This window comes from Aurantimonas sp. A2-1-M11, from assembly GCF_036549475.1.
In the GTDB taxonomy this organism is placed as follows: domain Bacteria; phylum Pseudomonadota; class Alphaproteobacteria; order Rhizobiales; family Rhizobiaceae; genus Aurantimonas.
The window spans coordinates 57618-80441 of the sequence record NZ_JAZHLI010000007.1 but is presented as its reverse complement, the minus strand read 5'-3'; the positions used below and the strand labels follow the sequence as shown (position 1 = coordinate 80441).

Annotated in this window: 15 protein-coding genes; 5 read left to right on the top strand and 10 right to left on the bottom strand. The window is 68.0% G+C overall.

Features of this window, described 5'->3' with window-relative positions; all coding sequences use genetic code 11:
• Positions 1-61: 61 nt before the first annotated feature.
• The 4 genes from cutA (at position 62) to VQ042_RS05070 (ending at position 3673) form a co-directional block, all read left to right on the top strand.
• Positions 62-382, top strand: a complete 321-nt coding sequence (gene cutA, locus VQ042_RS05085; RefSeq protein WP_331816247.1) for a divalent-cation tolerance protein CutA — start codon at positions 62-64, stop codon at positions 380-382.
• A gap of 1 nt (position 383) precedes the next feature.
• The gene (trpA, locus tag VQ042_RS05080) at positions 384-1217 is read left to right on the top strand and encodes a tryptophan synthase subunit alpha (protein WP_331816245.1); all 834 of its coding nucleotides are present in this window, start codon (positions 384-386) and stop codon (positions 1215-1217) included.
• A 131-nt stretch (positions 1218-1348) separates the two neighbouring features.
• Entirely contained in the window at positions 1349-2293 is a 945-nt protein-coding gene (gene accD, locus VQ042_RS05075; protein WP_331816243.1) for an acetyl-CoA carboxylase, carboxyltransferase subunit beta, read from the top strand.
• A gap of 45 nt (positions 2294-2338) precedes the next feature.
• Positions 2339-3673, top strand: a complete 1335-nt coding sequence (locus VQ042_RS05070) for a bifunctional folylpolyglutamate synthase/dihydrofolate synthase (RefSeq protein ID WP_331816241.1) — start codon at positions 2339-2341, stop codon at positions 3671-3673.
• A 90-nt stretch (positions 3674-3763) separates the two neighbouring features.
• Here VQ042_RS05070 and trxA read toward each other — a convergent pair whose 3' ends face one another.
• From trxA to ahcY, 8 genes are all read right to left on the bottom strand, one after another.
• Entirely contained in the window at positions 3764-4084 is a 321-nt protein-coding gene (gene trxA / locus VQ042_RS05065; protein WP_331816239.1) for a thioredoxin, read from the bottom strand.
• 54 nt (positions 4085-4138) lie between these two features.
• Positions 4139-7768, bottom strand: coding sequence for a double-strand break repair helicase AddA (addA, locus tag VQ042_RS05060; RefSeq protein WP_331816237.1), 3630 nt, complete (start codon positions 7766-7768; stop codon positions 4139-4141).
• Positions 7765-10899 (bottom strand): double-strand break repair protein AddB, encoded by a 3135-nt coding sequence (gene addB, locus VQ042_RS05055; protein WP_331816235.1) that lies wholly within the window; start codon positions 10897-10899, stop codon positions 7765-7767. The genes addA and addB overlap by 4 nt, the downstream gene beginning before the upstream one ends.
• A gap of 167 nt (positions 10900-11066) precedes the next feature.
• Entirely contained in the window at positions 11067-12923 is a 1857-nt protein-coding gene (locus tag VQ042_RS05050; protein ID WP_331816233.1) for a putative bifunctional diguanylate cyclase/phosphodiesterase, read from the bottom strand.
• A gap of 166 nt (positions 12924-13089) precedes the next feature.
• A complete protein-coding gene (locus VQ042_RS05045; protein WP_331816231.1) occupies positions 13090-13848 on the bottom strand; it encodes a nucleotidyltransferase family protein in 759 nt (252 codons plus the stop codon).
• A 17-nt stretch (positions 13849-13865) separates the two neighbouring features.
• Positions 13866-15431, bottom strand: coding sequence for a tRNA (adenosine(37)-N6)-threonylcarbamoyltransferase complex ATPase subunit type 1 TsaE (gene tsaE / locus VQ042_RS05040; protein ID WP_331816229.1), 1566 nt, complete (start codon positions 15429-15431; stop codon positions 13866-13868).
• Entirely contained in the window at positions 15428-18022 is a 2595-nt protein-coding gene (locus VQ042_RS05035; RefSeq protein ID WP_331816227.1) for a sensor histidine kinase, read from the bottom strand. The genes tsaE and VQ042_RS05035 overlap by 4 nt, the downstream gene beginning before the upstream one ends.
• 393 nt (positions 18023-18415) lie before the next feature.
• A complete protein-coding gene (gene ahcY, locus VQ042_RS05030; RefSeq protein ID WP_331816225.1) occupies positions 18416-19816 on the bottom strand; it encodes an adenosylhomocysteinase in 1401 nt (466 codons plus the stop codon).
• 194 nt (positions 19817-20010) lie between these two features.
• On the opposite strand from ahcY, the gene VQ042_RS05025 reads away from it, so the two are divergent.
• Positions 20011-21828 (top strand): hypothetical protein, encoded by a 1818-nt coding sequence (locus VQ042_RS05025; protein WP_331816223.1) that lies wholly within the window; start codon positions 20011-20013, stop codon positions 21826-21828.
• 73 nt (positions 21829-21901) lie between these two features.
• On the opposite strand, the gene VQ042_RS05020 is transcribed toward VQ042_RS05025, so the two are convergent.
• Both VQ042_RS05020 and VQ042_RS05015 read right to left on the bottom strand, forming a co-directional pair.
• Positions 21902-22189, bottom strand: a complete 288-nt coding sequence (locus VQ042_RS05020; RefSeq protein WP_331816221.1) for an HPr family phosphocarrier protein — start codon at positions 22187-22189, stop codon at positions 21902-21904.
• 56 nt (positions 22190-22245) lie between these two features.
• A complete protein-coding gene (locus VQ042_RS05015; protein ID WP_331816219.1) occupies positions 22246-22647 on the bottom strand; it encodes a PTS sugar transporter subunit IIA in 402 nt (133 codons plus the stop codon).
• Positions 22648-22824 lie beyond the last annotated feature (177 nt).

The following is a 22824-nucleotide window of genomic DNA, read 5'->3' as shown; positions in this document are numbered from 1 at the left end:
GGGCTGCGTATCCCGGCAGCCGGACAAGCCCGCACCGAGCCAGCGAGAGAAGCGAGCACGCATGACTGCCATCGTCGAAATCCACGTTACCTGCCCGTCGCTCGATGCAGCGCGCGAACTTTCGCACATCCTGATCGACGGCCGGTTCGCGGCCTGCGTCAACATCGGCAAGGAAGTCGACAGCCGCTACACCTGGCAGGGCAAGAAGGAGCGCCACGACGAGTGGCCGCTGACGATCAAGACCACGGTGGACCGGTTCGATGCCTGCGCGGCGGCGATCCGCGAACACCATCCCTATGACACGCCCGCGATCTTCGGCTTTGCCGTCGATCACGTGGACGAGGCGACCGCCCAATGGGTCGCCGAGGTGACGAAAGCCTGACATGACGACACGCATCGAAGACCGGTTCCGCGCGCTGAAGCAGGAGGGTCGTCCCGCCTTCGTGACCTTCGTCATGGCCGGGGACCCGGACCACGAAACGGCGCTGGAGATTGCCCGGGCGCTGCCCGCGGCGGGGGCCGACATCATCGAGCTCGGCATGCCGTTCTCCGACCCCATGGCCGACGGGCCGGCGATCCAGAAGGCGGGCCTGCGCGCCCTGCAGGCCGGCGAGAGCCTGAAGAAGACCCTGTCGCTGGTCCGCGCTTTCCGTGAAGGGGACCAGACCACGCCGATCATCCTGATGGGCTATTTCAACCCGATCTACATCTACGGCGTCGACCGCTTCGTCCCGGACGCGCTGGAAGCGGGCGTCGACGGGCTGATCGTGGTCGATCTGCCGCCGGAGATGGATGACGAGCTCTGCCTGCCGGCCCTCGAGAAGGGCCTCAACTTCATCCGTCTCGCCACCCCGACGACCGACGACAAGCGTCTGCCGGCGGTCCTGAAGAACACCTCCGGCTTCGTCTACTACGTCTCGATCACCGGCATCACCGGTTCGGCCGCGCCGGACGCGGACAAGGTCGCCGCCGCGGTCGGCCGCATCAAGAAGCACACCGACTTGCCGGTCTGCGTCGGCTTCGGCGTCACCTCGGCCGACCAGGCGCGCGAGATCGGCAAGGGCGCCGACGGCGTCGTCGTCGGCTCGGCGATCGTCAAGGCGATCGAGCAGTCGCTGAAGGACGGGCGCGCCACCGAGTCCACGGTCGGTGCCGTCCGCGACCTGGTGAGCGAGATCGCCGGCGGCGTGCGCGCCGCCCACCTTGCCAATTCCTGAGCGGGCGTCCATGTCCGGGGCGCTGCGCGTCCGTCGACATCACCGCGTGACCGCCTAACTCTGACGCAGCGGACCGCTGCCGGCGCTTGCCGGCCTCGGTCGCCGGACAGACATTCAACGGGACAAGTGCCTTGAACTGGATCACCAATTACGTCCGCCCGAAGATTTCGAGCCTTCTTGCGACGCGCGAAGTGCCGGAAAATCTCTGGATCAAGTGTCCCGAGACCGGCGAGATGGTATTCCACAAGGATCTGGAGGCCAATCAGTGGGTGGTCCCGTCCTCGGGCTTCCACATGCGCATCCGGGCGCGGGACCGGTTGAAGACCTTCCTGGACGACGGCGAGTTCGAGACGATCGAACTGCCGAAGGTCGCGGTCGATCCCCTGAAGTTCCGTGACTCCAAGCGCTATGTCGACCGGCTGAAGGAGTACAAGGCCAAGGCCGAGATGGACGACGCCGTGATCGCGGCGCGCGGCGCGCTCGAGGGCGTGCCGGTGATGGCCATCGTCCAGGACTTCGCCTTCATGGGCGGCTCGCTCGGCATGGCTGCCGGCGAGGCGATCATCCGGGGCTTCGAGACGGCCATCGCCGAGCGGCGGCCGGTGGTGCTGTTCGCCGCGTCCGGCGGCGCGCGCATGCAGGAGGGCATCCTGTCGCTGATGCAGCTGCCGCGCACCACGGTGGCGGTGGAGATGCTGAAGGAAGCGGGCCTTCCCTACATTGTCGTCCTGACCAATCCGACGGCGGGCGGGGTGTCCGCCTCCTACGCCATGCTGGGCGACGTCCATATTGCCGAGCCCGGTGCGGTGATCGGCTTTGCCGGCGCCCGGGTGATCGAGCAGACCATCCGCGAGAAGCTGCCCGAGGGGTTCCAGCGCGCCGAATATCTGATGGCCCACGGCATGGTCGACATGGTCGTGCACAGGCACGAACTGCGGCCGACGATCGCCAATCTCCTGAAGCTCCTGACCAAGCAGCCGGCCGAGGCGTTCGCCGCGGCATCGTACAGCGAGCCGGAGCCGGTCGAGGCGATGGGATCCGAGGCCGTCCCGCAGGAGCAACAGGCGGCAGGCTGAGCGCCGTCTTTGCATCGCTCCACGCACTGGCGTAATTCATTCCCGATGACAACGACCTCGCTGGCCGCCGCCGAAATCGATGCCCTGATGCTGAAGCATCCGAAGGGCTACGACCTGTCGCTCGACCGGATCCGCCGTCTCTTGACCGATCTCGGCGAGCCGCAGCGCCGGCTGCCACCGCAGATCCATATCGCGGGCACCAACGGCAAGGGCTCGGTCACGGCCTTTTGTCGGGCGATCCTGGAGGCCGACGGCCAGGCCGTGCACGCCCATACCTCGCCGCATCTGGTCAATTGGCACGAGCGCTACCGCATCGGCCGCAAGGGCGAGCCGGGCGCTCTGGTGGACGACGCCATGCTGGCGGACGCGGTGGCGCGGGCCGCCCGTGCCAATGCCGGTGCGCCAATCACAGTCTTCGAGATCCTCACCGCGGTGACCTTCCTGCTGTTCTCGGAAAACCCCGCTGACGTGGTGCTCCTGGAGGTCGGCCTCGGCGGTCGTTTCGACGCCACCAACGTGGTCGAGAAGCCGGCCGCGACGGTGATCACGTCGATCTCCCTCGACCATCAATCCTACCTTGGCGACCGCGTCGAACTGATCGCGGCGGAGAAGGGCGGCATCATCAAGCCGGGCGTCCCGGTGGTCCTCGGCCAGCAGAGCGAGACGGTCGCGCTGGAGGTGCTCACCTCGATGGCCGACCGGGCCGGTGCGCCGCTGCTCGTCTACGGGCAGGACTTCTTTGCCTATGAGGAACACGGACGGCTGGTCTATCAGGACGAATCCGGCCTTCTCGACCTGCCCATGCCGCGGCTGCCGGGCCGCCACCAGTTGATCAACGCCGCCACTGCCATCGCCGCGCTGCGTCACAGCGGTTTCGCGCCGGTCGACAGGGCGATCGAGGCGGGCCTCGTCAGTGTCGAATGGCCGGGGCGGATGCAGCAGATCGCCTCCGGTCCGCTTTACCGGGCGGCCTATCCCGGCTCCGAGCTCTGGCTCGACGGCGGTCACAATCCCGGCGCGGGCGCGGCCATCGCCGAGACGCTGGCCGATCTGGAGGAGCGCGTCTCGCGGCCGCTGTTCCTGATCGTCGGGATGATCAACACCAAGGACCCGGCCGGCTTCTTTTCTGCCTTCGCCGGCATCGCGCGGCATGTCTTCACCGTCCCGGTTGCCTCGTCGGATGCCGGCATCGACCCCGAGGACCTGGCGGACGCGGCAATCGAGGCGGGGCTGGACGCCGAACCCTGCGACAGCGTCGAGGAGGCGATCCGGCTGGTCTCCGACAGCTGGGACGACGGCCGCGCGCCGCGCTTCCTGATCTGCGGCTCGCTCTATCTGGTAGGGGACGTCCTGTCCGGCAGTGGCCTCGCCCCGCGCTGAGCGCCGGTCTTGTCGATCGACCATGAAAAAGGCCCGGGCGATCGACCCGGGCCTTCTTGCGTCATGCGGATGCTGCGAAGGGCAGGCGGCTCAGGCCGCGCCCTTGGTGATCCAGTCGACCAGCTTCGACTTCGACTGCGCACCGACCATGGTATCGGCATGCTCGCCGTTCTTGAACATCATCAGGGTCGGGATCGAACGCACGCCAAACTGGGCGGCGATGTCCGGGTTCTCGTCGATGTTCACCTTGGCGATCCGGACATTGTCCATCTCGTTGGAGATTTCTTCCAGGCTCGGTGCGATCATTTTGCAGGGGCCGCACCACTCGGCCCAGAAGTCCACGACGACGGGCTTGTCGCTCTCGAGGACGTCGGACTTGAAATTGCTGGTGTCGATCTTCGTTGTGGCCATGGTTGGCTCCTCAATCCTGTTCACCTTGTTAGGTAGAAGTCGGCCGGTGGCAAATCAAGCGACGGCGTCGTTCTCTTGACGCTCCGTTGCCGTTTGAGCGGCCGAACGGCGGCGGGCCACGGCAGCCTCCATCACTGCCGGCGACAAGGCGATCAGCCGCGGCGCTTCGGTAAACAGCAGCGCGGCCTCGATCGGCCGGTCCGGATAGAGCGGCTTCAGCATTTCGCGATAGAGCGCCAGCTGCGTGATGTAGGCCGGCGACACCTCGTCCAGGGTCGTGGGGGGTGGCCGGTTGGTCTTGTAGTCGACGATCAACACCCGCGACGGGGTGACGGCCAGACGGTCGATCGTACCGTTGACCCGGTAGCAGCGTTCGCCGAGCGTGATCTCGCCTGCAACCGGCACCTCAGCGCGGCTGCCGGGCGCGAAGATCGGCGCGAAGGCCGGGTCGTCCATGACGGCCAGCGCAGAGGCCACCAGCGCGTCGTGGTCGCCCGGGCGCATCTCTGCCGCCGCCATGGCCAGATAGCGCCGTGCCGCCGCCTCACGGTCGTCTGCGGCGATCTCCGGCAGCACCTGGAGCAGCTTGTGGACGGCAAGGCCGCGCCGGATCGCAAAGGACGGGTCACCCGTACCGGCCAGCACGGGTGAGACGAATGTGGGCACTGCCTCCATGCCGGCCTGGTCCGCGACGATCTCGGTGCCTTCGCCGGCAGAAGAGGGCGAGAGCGGGCGCGGCGGCAGGAGTTCCGGCGGCAGCGGCGTGAGGTCGAGTGTCGCGGCGGGGCCCGCCGGCTCCGCGGCCGCGGCGGCGGCCAGCTTGTCGCCGGTCCCTCCGGCGCCGAAGCGCCAAGCAATGGTGGTGCCGTCCGCGTCGGTGACGGCTTCGCATTGCGCCGACAGGGCCGCCTGGGCGCGCTGCAGCCAGGAATTCTCGTTCGGGCCGCGCACCCCGGAGACCCCACAGACGACCAGCCGGTCGGCGGCGCGGGTCATGCCGACATAGAGCAGCCGGCGATATTCCTCCTCGGCCCGCTGCTTTTCCGCCTCCTTCAGCGCTGCGACCGCATCGTTCTCCAGATCCCTGGCGGCCCGCCACAGGAAGCCCGGCGACATGCCCGGCACGAGCCCCGGCATGTCCGGCCATTCCATCAGGCGGGCACCATGGGCATGGCTGAATGGTGCCGAGCCCGGATCGACCAGGAACACAACCGGCGCCTCGAGCCCCTTGGAGGCGTGGGTGGTCATGATCCGCACCTCGCCGCGGCCCTGATCCATCTCCCGCTTGATCGAGGGGGGCGCGGCGGCCAGCCGCGCCAGGAAGGCGTCGAGGCCGGGCTCGCCCGCCTCTTCGTCGGCCAGCGCCAGATCGAGGAAGGCGTCGATCACCTCGCCGGCATCCGAGCCGAGCCGGCCGGTCAGCCGCGCCCGGCCGCCCTCGGGGCCGAGAATGCGGGCGTAGAAGGCGAAGATCGTCTCGAAGCCCGAACGGGCGCGCAATTCGTCGAGCCGCGCCAGCGCCGTCCGGCACTTTCCCAGAAACGCTTCGGTGGTCTCGTCGGGCACGAAGGCCGGCACCCGGGCGAGACCTTCCGGGCCGCAGATCCGGCGAAGGCCGAGGGACAGCGGTTCGTGGCGCTCCCGCGACAGGGCGAGCGCCATCAGGTCATCGTCGGAAAAGTCGAAGAACGGCGATTTCAGGACCGCGGCGAAGGACAGGTCGTCCTCGAAATTGGCCACCGTACGACCGAGCGCCATCAAATCCTTCACCGCGATATGGTCGGTGATGACCAGCCGGTCGGCACCGGCCACCGGAATGCGGGCGTCGCGCAGTGCCTTCGCCATGGCGGCGACGAAGCCCGAGCGCTTGCGCACCAGCACGATGACGTCTCCGGCCGCCAGCGGGCGCACCTTGCCCTTGTGGGCAATCGGATCGCCGATCCACGTGCCGATCTGGGCGGCGATCCGTCGGGCCAGCCGGTTGGCCGGGGAATGGGCCGGCTCGTAGTCGATGGCCTGCAGCCAGTCGCGCGACTGCGGCTGTTCCTCGGCCTGGTAGACCGGCCAGATCTCCACGAGGCCCGGCGCCTCGCCGCGGGCCGTCTGGTGGGCCGGCGGCTCGTCGCCCGACGACAGACCCTTGCGGTTCTCGGCATCGGCGAAGACGGTGTCGACCGCCCGCAGCACGTCGGCGGCGGTGCGGAAGGACTGGGTGAGCCGCACCTCCTCGTACCGGGCCTCGGCATCCTCGGCGCGGCGTCGCATCGCGCGCTGCTCGTCGGCGAACATGCGCGGCGAGGCGCCCTGGAAGGAGTAGATCGACTGCTTCTCGTCGCCGACGGCAAAGACCGTGCGCGTCACGTCGCGGGCGCCGGCCCCGGCAAAGAATTCCTCGACGAGCTGGCGCATCACCTGCCATTGCCGCGGGCTGGTATCCTGCGCCTCGTCGATCAGCACATGATTGATGCCCTGGTCGAGCTTGTAATGGACCCAGGCCGAGGCCGCGGACCGGGTCAGGAGTTCGGCGGTCCGCACGATCAGGTCCTCGAAATCCAGCCGCCCCCGCCGGCGCTTGAGGATAGCGTAGTCCCGCTCGAAGGCGTCGGCGATCACCAGCGCCGCCGCGCTGGCGCGGAACAGCCGCAGGCTGGCCAGGCGCTCGTCGATGCGCAGCACGTGGTCGGCAAGCTGCTGCAGCCTTTCGGGGAAGTCGGCCAGGGCGTCGGCCACCGCCTTGGTCGCGACGCTGGACGGCTTGTAGGGCGTGCCCTTGGCCGTCAGGCACAGCGTCCGCAGCGCCGCGAGCCGTGCCTCACCCGTGCCGGCGCTTTCGACCGCCTGCAGGCGCTCGCAGAACTTCGCGTCGGTCGGCTTGGCGCTGACGCGGGCAAGGCTCATGGTGCTGGCGCGAAAGGCCGCATCCAAGCCCGGCGCGTCGTCGGCGGCCGCCACGATCGCCGCCTCGTCCTCGTCGGGCGCCAGGCCGAGTGCGCGGCCCAGCAAGGCGACCGCCGCCTCGATCCCGCCCGTCTCGTCGAGATGCCGGCGGATGGCGTCACGCCGGTTGACGATTTCGCCGATCAGCTGGTCGAGGCCCCATTCGCCGGCCAGCGTCAGGGTCGAGGCGAAGGCCTCGGCAAGCGGGGAGGCGGCCTCGCCCGGCGCCTTTTGCGACGCGCCGGTGATCAGCAGCCGCCGCGCCTCGGCGAGAAGCGCCATGCTCTCGGCATCGTCCAGCACCTCGAAATGGCCTGGAACGTTCGCCTCCAGCGGAAACTGGTGCAGGATCGCCTCGCAGAAGGCATGGATGGTCTGGATCTTCAGCCCGCCCGGCGTTTCCAGGGCCTCTGCGAAAAGCCGGCGCGCCACGATCATCCGCTCGGACGTGGGCGGGCGGCCGTCGAGCCGGCCGATCTCGTCGGCGAGACCGGCATCCTCGGCGGTCGCCCATTTCGCCAGGCGCGCAAAGACGCGGCCCGACATCTCGGCCGCCGCGGCCTTGGTATAGGTCAGGCACAGGATCTTCGACGGCTCGACGCCGGACAGGAGCAGCCGAACAACGCGCTCGGTGAGGACGTGGGTCTTGCCGGAGCCGGCATTGGCCGACACGAAGACCGAGCGTCCCGGATCGGCGGCAATCGCCTGCAGGCGCGTCGTCTCGGCAATGCCGGTAAAGCCGCTCATGCGGACGCACCCCCGTCGTTGCCGTCGCCGCCCTCGTCGACGCCGATCGACCATTCCTGGGCCCGGGCCAGATGGTCGTAGGCACCGGAGAAATCGCCGGCGAGAAACGGCCGGGTTCGCGAGCGGAACGGTGTCGCCGCGTCGCGGAAATTGGCCACCAGTCCGCGGAATTTCGTCAGCGCCTCGTCGCTGAGCGCATCGGGGTCGACCGGCTCGCCCTTGCGCCCGCCGTCGCTGGCGAGGCGGTCCTCGTAGAGCGTGCGTTCGCGCAGCCGGACATAGACGAGGTCGGAGATTGCCGATGCCGTGCCGGCGTCGGCGAAGGCGCCGAGCTTGGCCATGGCGCCTTCCAGCGGCAGCTGGGGGGCGAGCAGCGCACGCGCCTGCGACAGCGACGGCGTCGTGCCGGTCTTGAAGTCGAGGATTTCGGTGGAGCCGTCCGCCATGAGATCGACGCGGTCGGCGCGGCCGCGCAGCGTCGTTCCCAGATCGTCGAAATCGTGGGTGCCGCTGATCTCGGCGTGGCGCTTGGCGATGCGCGGGCCGCGCTCGCGCTCCCAGGCGACAAAGTTCGCGCATAGCGATTCGGCGCGAGGCCACCACACCGCCTCGATGTCCGGCGGCAGCATCTCCTCGTCGAAGCGCTCGCGGGCGATGGCGAGGATTTCGTCCCCCGCGTCCGGCGCCTCGGGATCATGGCCACGCTGGACGAAACGGCCGAGAATGTCGTGGAAGAGATTGCCGCGTTCGATCGCATGCGGGTCACGCATGAGTTCGGGCAAGGGCTCCAGGTTCATGATCTTGCGGGCGTGGATGGCGTAGGGATCGCGGATCAGCGTCTCCACGTCGGTCACCGAATAGGCGGTCGGCCGCCGGTCGAGGGGCGGGCGTGGCTCGGGGCGCAGGGCGCGGTCCTGCAGACCGCTCGCGGCCGGAACGTTATCGAACTGGCGGGCATGGTCCAGAAAGATCTGGCCGGCGGCCCGCAGCCTGGCCGTCCCGTCCTCGCCGGCCAGCGTCGTCAGGCGCTGCACCCAGCGCGAGGCGATCGCCGGGGCCCCACCTGAGCGGCGCGAGCGGGTGATGACGACCTTGCGGGCCCCCATCGCCATCCAGAAATCATGGGCCGCAAGGCCGATGCGCCGCTCGGGCGGGTCGAGGGCGATCTCGCGGCGCATCAGCCGCGACAGGAAGGCGCCGCTCTTGGTGCCGCCGGGCCATGTGCCCTCGTTGAGGCCGCCGAGAATTGCCGTGTCGACGCTCTGCAGCCGTGCCTCCAGCGTGCCCCAGACGAAGGCCCGTGCCGACAGGCCGCCGCGCGGCTTGACCGTCACGCCGGCGATCAGCGCACCGATCACGTCGCCGAGTTCGCGCGCGGCAAATCCGAATCCGGTGTCCGGCGTCCGGACGAGATCGCTGAGAAACTCGACCATCGCCCGCCCGGCCTCTTCGGCATAGACCTCCGAGGCGTCGCCATCGCCATGTGCCGCGACGGCTTCGAGGCACCGGGTCAGCGCGGTTGCATAGGCGGAGATCTCGCATTCGCTCTCGCCGCGCATGGCGATCAGCGGCTCCAGTGCCGACTCCAGCCGGTCGGCCATGGTCTGGGCGAGTTCGCGCTCGGCCTCGGGCAGGATGCGGACCGGCCGCGGCATGTGGGTCGCGGTTTCCAGCAGCTTGCGCCGGCCGGCGACGATGGCGCCGAGGCGGGACGCGTCGGGAATGCCGACCGAACCGCGCAGGGCCAGCATCTCGATGGCGCGGGCGGCGCGGCGCGCCTCGGCGGCGGGCATGCCGAGCCGGGTCAGCGGATGCTTGAGGAGGGCGATCAGCGCGATCGGGTCGCCCGGCTGCAACGCAACCGCGGCCAGGGTGGTCAGCAGCGTTCCGGGGGGCGTGGTCGCCAGCGGCCGACCGCCGGAATCATTGGCGGCGATGCCGAAGCGGGCCAGTTCCGACACCACGCGGCGGGCGAGATTGCGGTCCGGCGTGATCAGGGCCGCCGTGGCGGCCGGGTCGGCGAGCGCGGAGCGCATGGCACAGGCGACCGCAAGTGCCTCCTCGCGTTCATCGTCGGCCTCGACCAGGGCCAGATCGTCGAGCGCCCCGGCACCGTGCAACCGTGCCGTTTCGCGCCAGCGATGGGTGGTCTCGGCCGGACGCAGCGCATCGGCGATGAAGGCCTCGCGCGCGGCAAGGCCGGGTTCCTGGTCCCCGGTCAGATGGACGACCGATTCCGGCGGGATGGCGAAGCGGGTCAGGATGGTCTTCAGCCCGTATTGTGGATGACCGGGCGCCGAGATCGCGCCGTCGCGGGAGATCGCGGCGAAGGCAGCAGGATCGAGATGCCGGTCGAGCCCAGGGAGCACCAGCGCGCCCTCGTCGAGATGGGCAATGGCGTGCATCAGCTCGATCGTGGCGGGCGCCGTGGCGGTCGAACCGGCAAGGATCACCGGGCCGGTGCCGGGGTTGCGCCGCAGCCGTTCGGCCTCGGCCCTCAGCCAGGCATTCTTGGCCGCCGCCTCGCTGATACGGCCGGCCTCGGTGAGCGCCTGCGGCCAGGTTTCGGTGACGATCGACAGGAAGGTGACGGTGAGCTGCCACCAGTCGGACAGCGCGTCCGGGGCAAGGCCTGCCAGCTTGCCGAGGCTGGTGCCTTCGGTCTCCACCTCGTCCAGCAGCGCGCCCAGATCGGCCGCCAGCCACAGGGCGTCGGCGGCAGAGGCTGGCAGTACGGCCGCCTCGCCGATCAGCGACTCGAATTCGCGGCCGCGGGTGACAGTGCGCCACTGGCGCGCGAGCCGCGCCAGCTGCAGGCGGCGCTCCAGTTCGCCCATGGTGGGCGCCAGAGACGGCTGCTCGCCCTCGGGCGCGAACTGGCTCGCCTCGTCGCTTTCGCCGATCGGCCGGATGGCGGGCAGGATGGCGCTGCCGGTCCCCAGAAGACGGGCGAACTCGCCGGCCAGTGCCCGCGCGGCACGGCGGGTCGGCACGTAGATCGTCACCCCCGCCAGCGCCAGCGGGTCGCCTTCGTAGCGGAAGGACGGCACGATGCGGCCTGCGAGCAGGCCCTCGGCAAGGGTGGCAAGGAAGGGGCGTCCCGGCGGGATGGAGAACAGGCTGGCGCTCATGGCGCGAGTCTAGGCGATGGCCGGGCGATTCGCACTGGCAGGCGGGACATCGAGCGATGGCTTGCCGATGAGGCACGACCCGACGTGCAGGCGATGCCGGAAGCCCCGGCCGGACAGTCCAATGCGGAAGTTGGATCAGTTGGAGCGTCCGGTCGGATGCTCGCGCTCTAGGAGGCCTTTGCCCAGGCCGGAGGCTCCGCCGTCGGCGGCAGGCGCTGTGCGAAGAGCTTCAGGAGCTTCGTCGTGCTGTCGAAGTCGGCAGGACGGGCGAAATGGTAGCCCTGCCCGAGAAGATAGCCGAAATCATTGAGGCGCTCGGCCTGCCCGGCATTTTCGATGCCTTCTGCCACGACGCGCATCCCGAGCTTCTCGGCGATGCCCATCAGGCCCTCGATGATCGCGCTGCTGGGTGCGTCGGTCAGCACCAGGTCGACGAAGGACCGGTCGATCTTGATGATGTCGACGGGCAGCTTGAGCAGGTGGGTGAGCGAGGCAAAGCCGGTGCCGAAATCGTCGAGCGCGACGAGAACGCCCTTGCTGCGAAGCCGCGTCAGGCTTTCGGCAACGTTCTCGCCGAGGCCGTCCAGGAAGACGTTCTCGGTCACCTCGACGACGAGGTGCCTGAACGGGACACCGGCAGCCTCTAAAGGCGCAAGGAGGCGCGTCTCCAGATCGCCGCGATCGAAATCCGCCGCGGCGAGGTTGATGCCCACATGCTGGAACGGCAGGCCGCTGCCGATCCAGGCGGCGAGATCGCGGGCGATGCGGGCGAACATCCGGTCGCTGAGGCGCGAGGCGACCTTGTTGTCCGAAAGGGCCGCAGCGAACGTTCCGGCAGGGACGATCTGGCCGTCGGGCATGACCATGCGCGCGAGAGCCTCGAGACCGACGACCTCCGCCGTGTCCAGCCGCACGATGGGCTGATAGTACGTCCGGATCCGGTCCTCGGTCAAAGCCAGATCGACCGCGCGGATCGTCTCGCCCCGCCGCATCATCGTGGTGCGCAGTCCGGCATCGAAGGCGACGTAGGTGCCCCGGTGCGTCTCCTTGGCGTGGTACAGGGCAAAATCGGCATTCTGCCGCAAGGCATCCGCGTCGCAGCCGTCCGGACCGTAGACGACACCGCCCAGCGTGACCTGCGGAACGATCATGTTGCCATGGCCGTCGAAGGGGATGTTCATTCGCTCGCGGATGCCCAGGGCGATCCGCCGGAGTTCGGCATGGTCGTCGCAAGGATCGCAGACCACGGCGAACTCGTCGCCGCTGAGCCGGTAGGCGGAATTGTCGCCCTGCGTGCCGCGCAGCCGTTCGGCGACCTCGCGGATCAGGCAGTCTCCGACCAGATGGCCCATGGAATCGTTGATCGTCTTGAGATGATCGATGTCGACGAGGATCAGCCCGAAGCTTGGCGAGGTGCCGAGCGCAAGGGCGGTGATCGCCTCGTCGAAGCAGCGTCGGTTGGGCAGGTTGGTCAGCTGGTCGAAATAGGCGAGGTGATGGTTTCGCTGCAGCATCTGCGTGTGGTCGATGGAGATCGTGCACAGATGCACGCAGGCCTCCACCATCTGTCGCTCGAACTCGCTCGGGCCACGCCGGACATCATAGTAGAAGGCAAATGTCGCCACCACGCGCCCGGCGGAATCGCGGATCGGGCTGGACCAGCAGGCCTTGAGCCCCAGATCCAGGGCAAGATGGGCGAAGTCGGACCAGAGCGGGTCGACCTCGATGTCGGTCACCTCCACCGGCTCCCCACGCCACGCCGCCGTCCCGCATGAACCGGCATTCGGACCGATTCGCAGGCCATCCAGGGCTCCGCAATAATGCGCCGGCAGCGATGGACCCGCGAGCGAGCGCAGACGCCCGTTCTCGTCGACCAGCAACATTGAGCAGGTCACGCCGGGAGCCAGGCTTTCGACGCGCGCACACAGAAGGTTCGCGATGGCCTCGAATTGCGCACCTAGCGCGATCGCTTCGAGGATTTCGGTCTGCAACCGCTGCAGGGCGAAATGACCGTCTGACTCCATGGAAACCATCCCCCGAACCGGCTGCAACATGCCGCATGCGGGTTAGGAAAGCTTCAACGCCAAGCCTCGGAATGCGAACACTTCGCCGTGTCCGTCTTCCGCGAGGGCCGTTCCGCAGCCCAAAGCCTGTGTGCGAGTGCGGATGCTGCCTCGCGCCCGGGGCGGGTTACGCCGCGGCGCTGGCGACGAAGGCGGCTTCGGCGAGCGGGATGGCCTTGGGCGTGCCGACCGTGATCCAGAGGCCGCCGAGGCGCACGCCGAACAGGCGGTCGGCCTCGATGAGGTCGTCGAAGACCCGGTTGAGGGAAAACTTCTCGGGCTTCATGCCGGCAAAGACCTGCGGCTTCACGATCGCCACGCCGGCATAGATGAAGGGCGACATGTCGCGCTCCTCCACCCGGGTCAGTCGACCTTCCACGTCCATGACGAAATCGCCCTTGCCGTCATAGCCGGTTGCCTGCTGCATGTCGGCGATGAGCAGCGCCATGTCCATCTTCGCCGGGTTCCACAGATGCGCCATCAGGTCGAGGTTGTCGCGATAACCGTCGATCCAGAACGTGTCGGAATTGATCACGTAGAACGGCTCGGAGCCCAGCTCCGGCAGGGCCTTGACGATGCCGCCACCCGAATCGAGCAGTTCGTCCTGTTCGTCGGAAACGATGATTTCCATGTCCTTGCGCTTGCGCAGATGCGCCCGCATCAGGTCGGCCATGTAGTGGACGTTGACCACGACCCGCTCGACACCGTTGCGGGCCAGCGCGTCGAGTCCATAATCGATGAGCGCCTTGCCCCTGATCTCGACGAGGGGCTTGGGGATCGTCGAGGTGATCGGCCGCATGCGCTTGCCGAGGCCGGCAGCCAGGACCATTGCGGTCTTGGGCTTGGCAACCTCGGGCCGGGGGGACGGGACGGTCTTCTGGGTCATGCAGCTTCTGTCCGGGCTCAAAGGGGGCGCTGGGTCCGTGCGTCGAGAACACCCCAGTCTTCGTAGAGGTCGCGCAGGGCTACCAGGGAAGGGTGGCCGAGCGTGCGCGCAAAATAGGCTTTAATGCGAGGGATGTGACGCAGATATTGCGGCTTGCCGTCCCGTTCCAGGAGTCGCACGAAAATACCGAGGATCTTGGAGGCTCTCTGCGCTGCCATGATGGCGTAGTCGCGCTCGAAGCTTGCCGCATCGAAGCCTGCGTCGCCGCCTCGCAGCGACATGTAGAGGGAGACGAGCCGCGTTTCCAGCTCGCGCGGGACATCGACGCGGGCATCCTGCGCCAGCGAGGCGAGATCATAAGCGGCCGGGCCCATCAGGGCGTCCTGGAAGTCGATCAGTCCGATGCGGCCAAGACCGGCTTCGGCCGGGCGCCAGATGATGTTGGGGGAGTGGAAATCGCGCAGCGTCAGACTGACCTCGGCCGTTTCGAGCGTGTCGAACAGATCGTTCCAGACGGCCGCGAAGCGTGCCGTTTCGTCGTCGGTCGCCGGGCGCTGCCGGGCGTGGGGCAGGTACCAGTCCGGCAGGAGATCGACTTCCATGCGCATGGCGCGGCGATCGTAGGGTGGCACGGTGTGCATGAGGCCACGCTCGACCGGCATGATCGGATCCCAGCGCGTTCGGTGCAGGGCAGCGAGAACGGCGGTCGCCGTTTCGTAGCGCTCGGGGATCGGGCGACCGTCCGCATCGAGTAGTGTCTGGCTGCCGAGATGGTCGATCAGCAGCAATCCCGCGTCCAAGTCGATGCGATGAATGTGCGGCGCCGCGAAGCCCTGCGCGGACAAGGCGTTCGCCACGGCCACGAAGGGTGCCACGTCCTCGGCGAGATGGGCGATGCGGCTGTAGGGGAGGCCGTCGCGGATCGGCGGACCATCCGGCTGGCGCGGCGCATCCATCACGATGAGGGTTTCCCCTGCGTGCTCCACCGTCTCGTAGCGGCGGCCGGAGGCGTCGCCGCTGAAGCGCTGGCGGAGCGTATCGCCAAGCCCGGCATCGGCGAGAAAGGCCCGGATCGCGAGGCTGCGTGACAGCCGCTGCGCTGCCGGCGCACTGGCTGCGATACGGGCGGTGCGGCCGCCGCCCGATGCCGCCTCGATCATGACGATCACCGAGGCCGCGGCGAGGGTGGAGGGCGCGTTCTGCGGCCATTCGACGAGCACGATGCCGTCGCGCACCATATCGTCGAAGCCGATCTCGTCGAGCTCGTCGTCGCCCGACAGGCGGTAGAGATCGAGATGGGCCGTGGGCGGCACGGTCTCGTAGGGCTGGACCAGCGTGTAGGTCGGCGAGGGCACTTCGAGGTCCGGCTCGCCGGTGAGCGTGCGGATGGCTGCGCGGGCCAGGGTCGACTTGCCGGCGCCCAGGTCGCCGATCAGCGCGACGACGTCGCCCGCGATCAGCGCCAGCGCCAGGTCGCCGCCAAGGCGGATGGTGGCGGCTTCGTCGGCGAGTGCGATGCGCGCGATCTCCGCATGGTCGGCCCGGTCTGCTGCCGGTGCCCTGGCCGGATGTACCGCGCTCATTCGGCTGCGTCCTCGAAAGTCTGGCCGTCCTCGTCGCCGCGCTGCGCCGCCGCCGGGTCGAGCGGAAGGTCGCAGATTACCGTCGTGCCCCTGCCGGGCGCCGAATCGATGCGGATCGTGCCGCGGTGCAGATCCACGAAGCTCTTGACGATGGACAGACCAAGGCCGGCGCCGGAATGGCGCCCGCCGGCCGGATTGGCCTCGAAGCGCTCGAACACCCGGTCGACCTGGTCTGCGGGGATGCCGGGACCACGATCGGTCACGGCAAAGGAGATCGTCTGCGGATTGCGCGTGGCGACGATGTCGACGGCGGTGCCGGCGGGAGCGAAGTTCGCCGCGTTCGACAGGAGGTTGAAGAGGATCTGGGTCAGGCGGTGGCTATCCGCCATGAAGCTCCTGCCGGCCTTGTCGATGTCGATCCGGAGGGTGACGCCGGCTTCGTCCAGCCGTTCGCGGATGCCGTCGACGGCATGTTCGACGGTGCTGACGATGTCCACCTCCGACAGGTCCAGTTCCATGATGCCGGCATCCACCGTGGCAAGGTCCAGAATGTCGTTGACGATGGTCAGCAGCGAACTCGTCGAGACGGCGATATAGTCGAGATACTCGCTCTGGCGCTCGTTGAGCGGCCCGGTCTCGGTGGACCGCAGCAGCGCCGAGAATCCGATGATGTTGGTCAGTGGCGAGCGCAGCTCGTAGTTCACGTGCTGGACGAAGTCGTTCTTGATCTGGTTGGCCTGTTCCAGGGCCTCGTTCTTCTCGCGCAGCATCCGTTCGGCCTGGCGGGCGTCGGAAATGTCGGAGAAGGTCAACATGGTCTGCCCGTTGGGCAGCGGCACGATGGCGTAGGCGATGGTCCGGCTCGAGGACAGGGTCATCTCGCCGGTTTCGGTCTCGCGGCGGGTCTCGTCGAAGGCGGTGACCGCCTGGCAGAACAGCGGCCAGCCGCCGACATCGGCATGCGCCCCGTCCGCTTCGGCGGCCGGGATCGTGCCGCGGATCGTCACGCCGGCAAGATCGGACAGGGTGTGGATGCGCGGCCGCGACAGGAGATAGTCCGGGTCGAGCCCGAACAGCTCGGCGAAGGAGGGATTGGACAGGCGCAGCCGGCCGTCGCTGCCGAACACCGCCACCGCTTCGGACAGATAGTCGATGGTCTCGCGCTGCAGCTGGACGGTGGCCTTCACCTGGCTTTCCAGGTCGAGCTTCTCGGTGATGTCCTCGAAGATCCAGGTGGCGCCGCCCTGCGGCTGCGGCGTCGCGATGACGCGCAGGGTCCGCCCGTCGGCGAGATGCCACATGGTCTCGGTCGGCTCGGTCGCCCGGTAGGCGGCGAGGTCCTGGTCCTGGATCTCGCTGCGGAACAGTTTCTCCACCGGCAGGATACCGCGAGTGCGCAGATGGTCGAGCAGTGCGAGATGGTCCGGCTCGGATTCCAGATAGGCATTGGTCAGGTCGAACAGCCGCTGGAAGGCGGCATTGTGGTAGGTCAGGCGGGTCTTGTCGTCGAAGCGGGCAACGGCCGTGGTCAGCTGGTCGAGCGTTTCCGACTGGCTATCGATGGTCTGGCGCAGTTCCATGCGGACCTGCTCGGTTTCCGAAACATCGATGGCGAGCCCCGCCGAGCCCAGCGGGCCGGTGGTTTCGACGACGGCGAAGTTGCGCCGGTCGGCCGCCACCACGGTCGAGACCTTGTCGGAGAAGACGGCCTGCTCCGCGATCCGCGCGGCGATGGTGAGGCGATCCTGCTCGGAGAGAAACTCCACCTGCCGCTCGAGGCTGTCGGCGGCCTCGCTGGCATCGACCGACGCCGCATAGGCGTTGTTGACCCAGCCGAGCCGGCCGTCGCGGTCGCGCAGCCAGACCGGGATCGGGGCGGCATTGAACAGGTTCTGCATGGTCTCGATCATCGCGAGCGCGTCCGCGCTGGCGATTTCGGCCTCGCGCACGCGCTCGCGCAGGCCTTCCATGGCGACGAAGCGGACGACGGCCAGGCCGCCGATGGTCTTGCCGGTGGCCTCGATCAGGCGCCCCCGCAGCAGGTCGATCTCCAGGCTGAACGGCTCGGCGTCATGGCGCAGCGCCGTGATCGCCGTCTGCAGCCGCAGGGCGACATCACCCGCCATCCAGTCGCCGAAGGACAGGAAGCGCTTTTCCTCGACCGGCGCGCCGGCGGGGCCGGGCAGGGTGCCGAGGATTTCCGGTGCGCCGGGGCCGGAATAGACCAGGAGCCGTTCCTCGCCGGCGGCCAGCAGCATCATGCGTGCTTCGGCTTCGGCGCGGCTTTCGGCAAGGCTGGCCCGCAGATGGTCGTTCTCGGTCGCTGTCACCGCGCGCTGACGGATCAGGAAGACCGCGCTCAGCATGCTGGCGCCGATCAGCATGGCGACCAAGGCCAGATAAAGGATATCGGCGGGTCCCAGTATGGTGTCGACGCCGCCCGACAGCGGCAGGACCTGCGCAAGGGCCGAACCGGGGGTCAGCACCAGGATTGCCAGCGCGGGGCCGAGGGCCCGCAGCCGCGACCCGGTGGCCCGTTCACCGTCGCCATGGTCTGCCGTTGCGGCAGGGTTCCCGTCGCGGGAATCCATCCTTGTCCGGAAAGCGCCGCCGCGCCCGGATCCACACCCCTCGTACATTCCGTCAGTCCCCGTTCGTGCCAGCCAGTGTTTCCCGACGTCCTTGTCCGACCGCAGGCGCTTACCGCACGCACCGCCGCTGCCGGAGGCTCCTGGATATCGGCTCGGAAATCAGAGATTTCGCGGCCATCCGGGGCCGAAGCCAAGGCAACAAGGTGCCCTGACGAGACGCAAAGAAACGCTGACGCTCCGGCCAGTCCACCTCTTGGCCGCAGCGATTCGAGCATAGTAGCCTCTGCTGAATCTTGCGCAATCCACAACAACGTCCGTTGCGCAAAAGAAAAACCGCCGGGACGCCTTGCGCCCCGGCGGTTTGTCTGATTCGGGTCCGGTGTCCGGGAGGGATCAGTAGCGGTAATGCTCGGGCTTGTATGGGCCCTGCTGTTCCACGCCGATATAGGCGGCCTGCTCGGAAGACAGCTCGCTCAACCTTGCGCCGAGCTTGGCGAGATGCAGACGGGCAACACGTTCGTCGAGATGCTTGGGCAGCACATAGACCTCGTTGCCGTATTTCTCACCCTTGGTGAACAGCTCGATCTGCGCCAGCACCTGATTGGTGAAGGACGCCGACATGACGAAGGACGGATGGCCGGTGGCATTGCCGAGGTTCAGCAGGCGGCCTTCCGACAGCAGCAGCATCCGGTTGCCCTTGGCGAACTCGATCATGTCGACCTGAGGCTTGATGTTGGTCCATTTGAGATTCTTCAGCGCGTCGATCTGAATCTCGTTGTCGAAATGGCCGATATTGCCGACGATCGCCATGTCCTTCATCTCGCGCATGTGCTCGATGCGGATGACGTCCTTGTTGCCGGTGGTGGTGATGAAGATGTCGGCGCTGGCGACGACATCCTCGAGCTGCACGACCTCGAAGCCGTCCATGGCGGCCTGCAGCGCGCAGATCGGGTCGACTTCCGTGACCTTCACGCGAGCGCCGGCGCCCTGCAGCGAAGCGGCCGAGCCCTTGCCGACGTCACCATAGCCGCAGACGACGGCGACCTTGCCGGCCATCATGACATCGGTGGCGCGGCGGATACCGTCGACCAGCGATTCCTTGCAGCCATACTTGTTGTCGAACTTCGACTTGGTGACCGAGTCGTTGACGTTGATCGCCGGGAAGGGCAGCAGGCCCTTCTTCTGCAGCTGGTACAGCCGGTTGACGCCGGTGGTGGTCTCTTCCGTGACACCCTTGATGGCGTCGCGCTGCTTGGCGAAGAAGCCCGGCGTGGCGGCCATGCGCTTCTTGATCTGCGCGAAGAGGATCTGCTCCTCCTCGTTACCCGGGTTGGACAGGACGTCCTCGCCGGCTTCGGCGCGGGCACCAAGTAGGATGTACATCGTGGCGTCGCCGCCATCGTCGAGGATCATGTTCGACGGCTGGCCGTCCGGCCACTGGAAGATCGCGTCGGTATAGGTCCAGTAGTCCTCGAGGCTCTCGCCCTTGATGGCGAAGACCGGAATGCCGGTCTCGGCAATTGCCGCAGCGGCGTGGTCCTGCGTCGAGAAGATGTTGCAGGAGGCCCAGCGCAGGTCGGCGCCGAGATCGCGCAGCGTCTCGATCAGGACGGCGGTCTGGATGGTCATGTGGAGCGAACCGGTGATCCGGGCGCCCTTCAGCGGCTTGTCGGTGCCGAATTCCTCACGGCAGGCCATCAGGCCCGGCATCTCGGTCTCGGCGATGTCGATCTCCTTGCGACCGTAACCCGCGAGGGAGATATCCTTGACGACGTAGTCCTGTGCATTGGCCATGTGCTGTCCATCCATACGGTTGAAATTCGGGAGCAGACCTGGGCGAACCCGGTCGCATTGGCAGCGATTTACCAGTCTTGGGGCCTTGGGACAAGGGGACATAAACACTTGCTTATGTCTTGATTGGATGTGTTCGGCTTTGCCCGCGCCGCTTTTGCGGCTAGCCTGCCGCGGCAATGGATGAGGAGACGGCGATGGGGTTGAGGTCTGGCGTACTGGCTGCCGGCCTGTGTGGGCTCCTTCTGACGAACGCCGGATCCGCGCGGGCGGGCGAGGTCGACGCCGAGTTGCCGGGCAGCCTGCTCGAGTTTGCGCTGCCCTATTCGCCCTATCTGTTCGATCTCGCCCTCTATGCCGGACGCAACGTTGCGCAGATCACCTACGATGCGCGCCGTTACGACGATGTGACGCGGTCCCTGATCGTGACCGGCCTGAAGATCCGCCGCGACGATTTCACCGCGGATATCGGCCAGATGCGCCTCTCCGCCGATCAGGCGGTCTACGAGTCCGTCGCGGTGGACACCCGCGCCCTGCCGCTCGATCCGACCATGCGCGCCGTCCTCGAACGGCTCGACCGCCAGGTCCTGACCGGCGACGTCACCGTGACCGGCGGGACCGATGTCGCCGCCGCAAACTACGATCTGCATGCGACCGTCGCGGTCGACGGCGTGGGAACGTTCGACATCGCCGCCGACCTCGAAGGCTTCCACGTCCTGATGCCGCTCACCGCGTTCGAGAATGGCGGCGGCAATGACGATCCGGTGCTTGCAGGGCGACTGCGATCGGCCGAGGTCAGCTTCACCGACGCCGGGCTGGTCGAGGCGCTCTACGAGGTCGTCGGCGGAAACCAGGGTATGACGGCCGACCAGGCCCGCGGCACGGCCGCCATGATGGCCGGTATCGGCGTATCCGCGATGTTCTCGGGGCTCCCGGACGGTCCTGATCCGCGCCTGCAGGAATTGACCTGGGACTGGTCGGCGACCGTGCAGGCCTTTCTCGCCCGGCCGGACCGCCTGAGCCTCAGCCTTGCTCCGGCCGCCCCGTTCGACCTGTCCCGCCTGAGCGACGGCCGACAGTTCGGAGCCGACGAGATCCTGGCCCTGGCGCCGTCGCTCGCTGGTGGGCCGGCGCCGCAAGTGGCGCTGCTCGATCCTGATGCCCTCGCTTTGTCCTCAGACGCAGGGACCGACGAGATTCTGGCGACGGCGGAAGCGCTGATCACCGGCCGCGGCGTGCCCCAGGATATCGCGCGCGGCGTTGCGATGATCTTGCCGGCGGTCGCCGCCGACAACCGCGCTGCCATCGCGCTGCTTGCCCGCGCGCTGGCGCTGAATCCGCGCGTGGCGATCCCCCAGGACGGTTTGCGCGGCATCTATGTGGCGCTGCTCCTGGCGCGGGCCGACGGCATCGCGGTCGAGACCAGCAGTCTGGCGGCCGTGCAGGGCCGTCTCAGCCCGGAGGAGGTTGCGACGGCGGAAGACGAGGCGCAGCTGCGCTGGCGTCGCACGCCCGCCGGCGAAGCCCGTCACGCTGCCGAGGTCGCCGCCTTCGGCAACCGTGACTGGGCGACCATCCGGCGGCTTGCCTTCGGCTATTACGAGGGCATCGAGACCCCGCGCAACGGCTTGCGCGCCTATGGCTGGGCCAGCATCGCGGCGGCCGGCGGGGACCGCATCGCCGCGGGGCTGCGCGACGATCTGGTCGCGGCAGTGAATGCCGGCCGGTTCGTCCTGCCGATGGAGCGGGCCGAGGCGGCGACAGTCGAACTCTGGAAGTTGCTGATCACCGCGGCGCCGGAAGCCGGCGGCGGCGAAGCCATGCCGGAGGAGAGCAAAGCCATACCGGAGGAAGGCGGGGCCGGACGAACGGATGGCCCCGATCCGCCGGCCGGCGATACGGGCTCCGGCGGTCCGGATACCGACAATCCCGGACGGACAATCCCGTCGCCCGAAGAACTGGAGGGCAGGGCTGCCGAGGATGCGCCGGCAGGCGCAAGGCCGCCTGCGGGGTAGCGGCGAGCGTCCGACGTGCGAGGGATGCTCCGACCGATTGAATCTCGGGATCACCGGCGAATTTGCTGACGCGTCAGCTGTCCTCGCCGAAGCGGCGGGCGACGAGGGTCTGGATGGCGTCGAGGGCTGCCATCGCGTCGTGGCCCTTGGCCGCGACCTCGATGGTCGTGCCCTGGCTCGCGGCGAGCATCATCAGCCCCATGATCGACTGGCCGCCGACGGTCATGCCGTCGCGCGAAATCGTCAGTTCGGCATCGAACGTCTCGGCCGTCTGGACGAAGCGCGCCGAAGCGCGGGCATGCAGGCCACGCTTGTTCATGATGGTCAGGATACGGGGAGGAGGGGTCCGGGATGAGGTCATGGAACAATGTCTGCCGGCTTCGGCCGGCCGGGATGCAGGGGTGCGGGGATCGGTGCTCACTTGCCGCTCAGAACCCGGCTGGCGACATTGATGTATTTGCGGCCGGCCTCCTGCGCTTCGACGAGAGCGACCGCAAGCGGCTTCTCCTCGCGTACGCTGGCCAGCTTGATCAGCATGGGCAGGTTGACGCCGGCCAGGACGTCGACCCGATTGCCGTCCATGACCGAAATGGCGAGATTGGAGGGCGTTCCGCCGAACATGTCGGTGAGAATGATCACACCGCTGCCGCGTTCCGCCCGGGCCACGGCCTCGACGATATCGACGCGCCGCTGCTCCATGTCGTCTTCCGGCCCGATCGAGATCGTCTCGAAGGCGTCCTGCGGGCCGACGACGTGTTCGACCGCGTGACGAAATTCGTCGGCAAGCCGGCCGTGAGTCACGAGTACGAGGCCGATCATAGACCGAACCTCCCGCTAGTCTGGCCCGGCATTGCTGCGGCCTCCCTGAAACGCTGGGCCATCCGGCCGCATATTTTTGTGCACCGATGCGGCGACGCCGATCGGTACGGCGCGCATCCTCGCCATCCTTCGGTCCCGACGCAAGTTAAATGATGGCCCTGCTCGCAGTTGCGAGCA

What these genes read in the sequence shown, in the direction of transcription:
- VQ042_RS05015 (WP_331816219.1), bottom strand. Translation starts at nt 22,647, where the DNA reads ATGATCGGCCTCGTACTCGTGACTCACGGCCGGCTTGCCGACGAATTT.
- VQ042_RS05050 (WP_331816233.1), bottom strand. Translation starts at nt 12,923, where the DNA reads ATGGAGTCAGACGGTCATTTCGCCCTGCAGCGGTTGCAGACCGAAATC.
- cutA (WP_331816247.1), top strand. Translation starts at nt 62, where the DNA reads ATGACTGCCATCGTCGAAATCCACGTTACCTGCCCGTCGCTCGATGCA.
- trxA (WP_331816239.1), bottom strand. Translation starts at nt 4,084, where the DNA reads ATGGCCACAACGAAGATCGACACCAGCAATTTCAAGTCCGACGTCCTC.
- VQ042_RS05020 (WP_331816221.1), bottom strand. Translation starts at nt 22,189, where the DNA reads ATGACCTCATCCCGGACCCCTCCTCCCCGTATCCTGACCATCATGAAC.
- ahcY (WP_331816225.1), bottom strand. Translation starts at nt 19,816, where the DNA reads ATGGCCAATGCACAGGACTACGTCGTCAAGGATATCTCCCTCGCGGGT.
- VQ042_RS05035 (WP_331816227.1), bottom strand. Translation starts at nt 18,022, where the DNA reads ATGGATTCCCGCGACGGGAACCCTGCCGCAACGGCAGACCATGGCGAC.
- tsaE (WP_331816229.1), bottom strand. Translation starts at nt 15,431, where the DNA reads ATGAGCGCGGTACATCCGGCCAGGGCACCGGCAGCAGACCGGGCCGAC.
- VQ042_RS05025 (WP_331816223.1), top strand. Translation starts at nt 20,011, where the DNA reads ATGGGGTTGAGGTCTGGCGTACTGGCTGCCGGCCTGTGTGGGCTCCTT.
- VQ042_RS05045 (WP_331816231.1), bottom strand. Translation starts at nt 13,848, where the DNA reads ATGACCCAGAAGACCGTCCCGTCCCCCCGGCCCGAGGTTGCCAAGCCC.
- addA (WP_331816237.1), bottom strand. Translation starts at nt 7,768, where the DNA reads ATGAGCGGCTTTACCGGCATTGCCGAGACGACGCGCCTGCAGGCGATT.
- VQ042_RS05070 (WP_331816241.1), top strand. Translation starts at nt 2,339, where the DNA reads ATGACAACGACCTCGCTGGCCGCCGCCGAAATCGATGCCCTGATGCTG.
- addB (WP_331816235.1), bottom strand. Translation starts at nt 10,899, where the DNA reads ATGAGCGCCAGCCTGTTCTCCATCCCGCCGGGACGCCCCTTCCTTGCC.
- trpA (WP_331816245.1), top strand. Translation starts at nt 384, where the DNA reads ATGACGACACGCATCGAAGACCGGTTCCGCGCGCTGAAGCAGGAGGGT.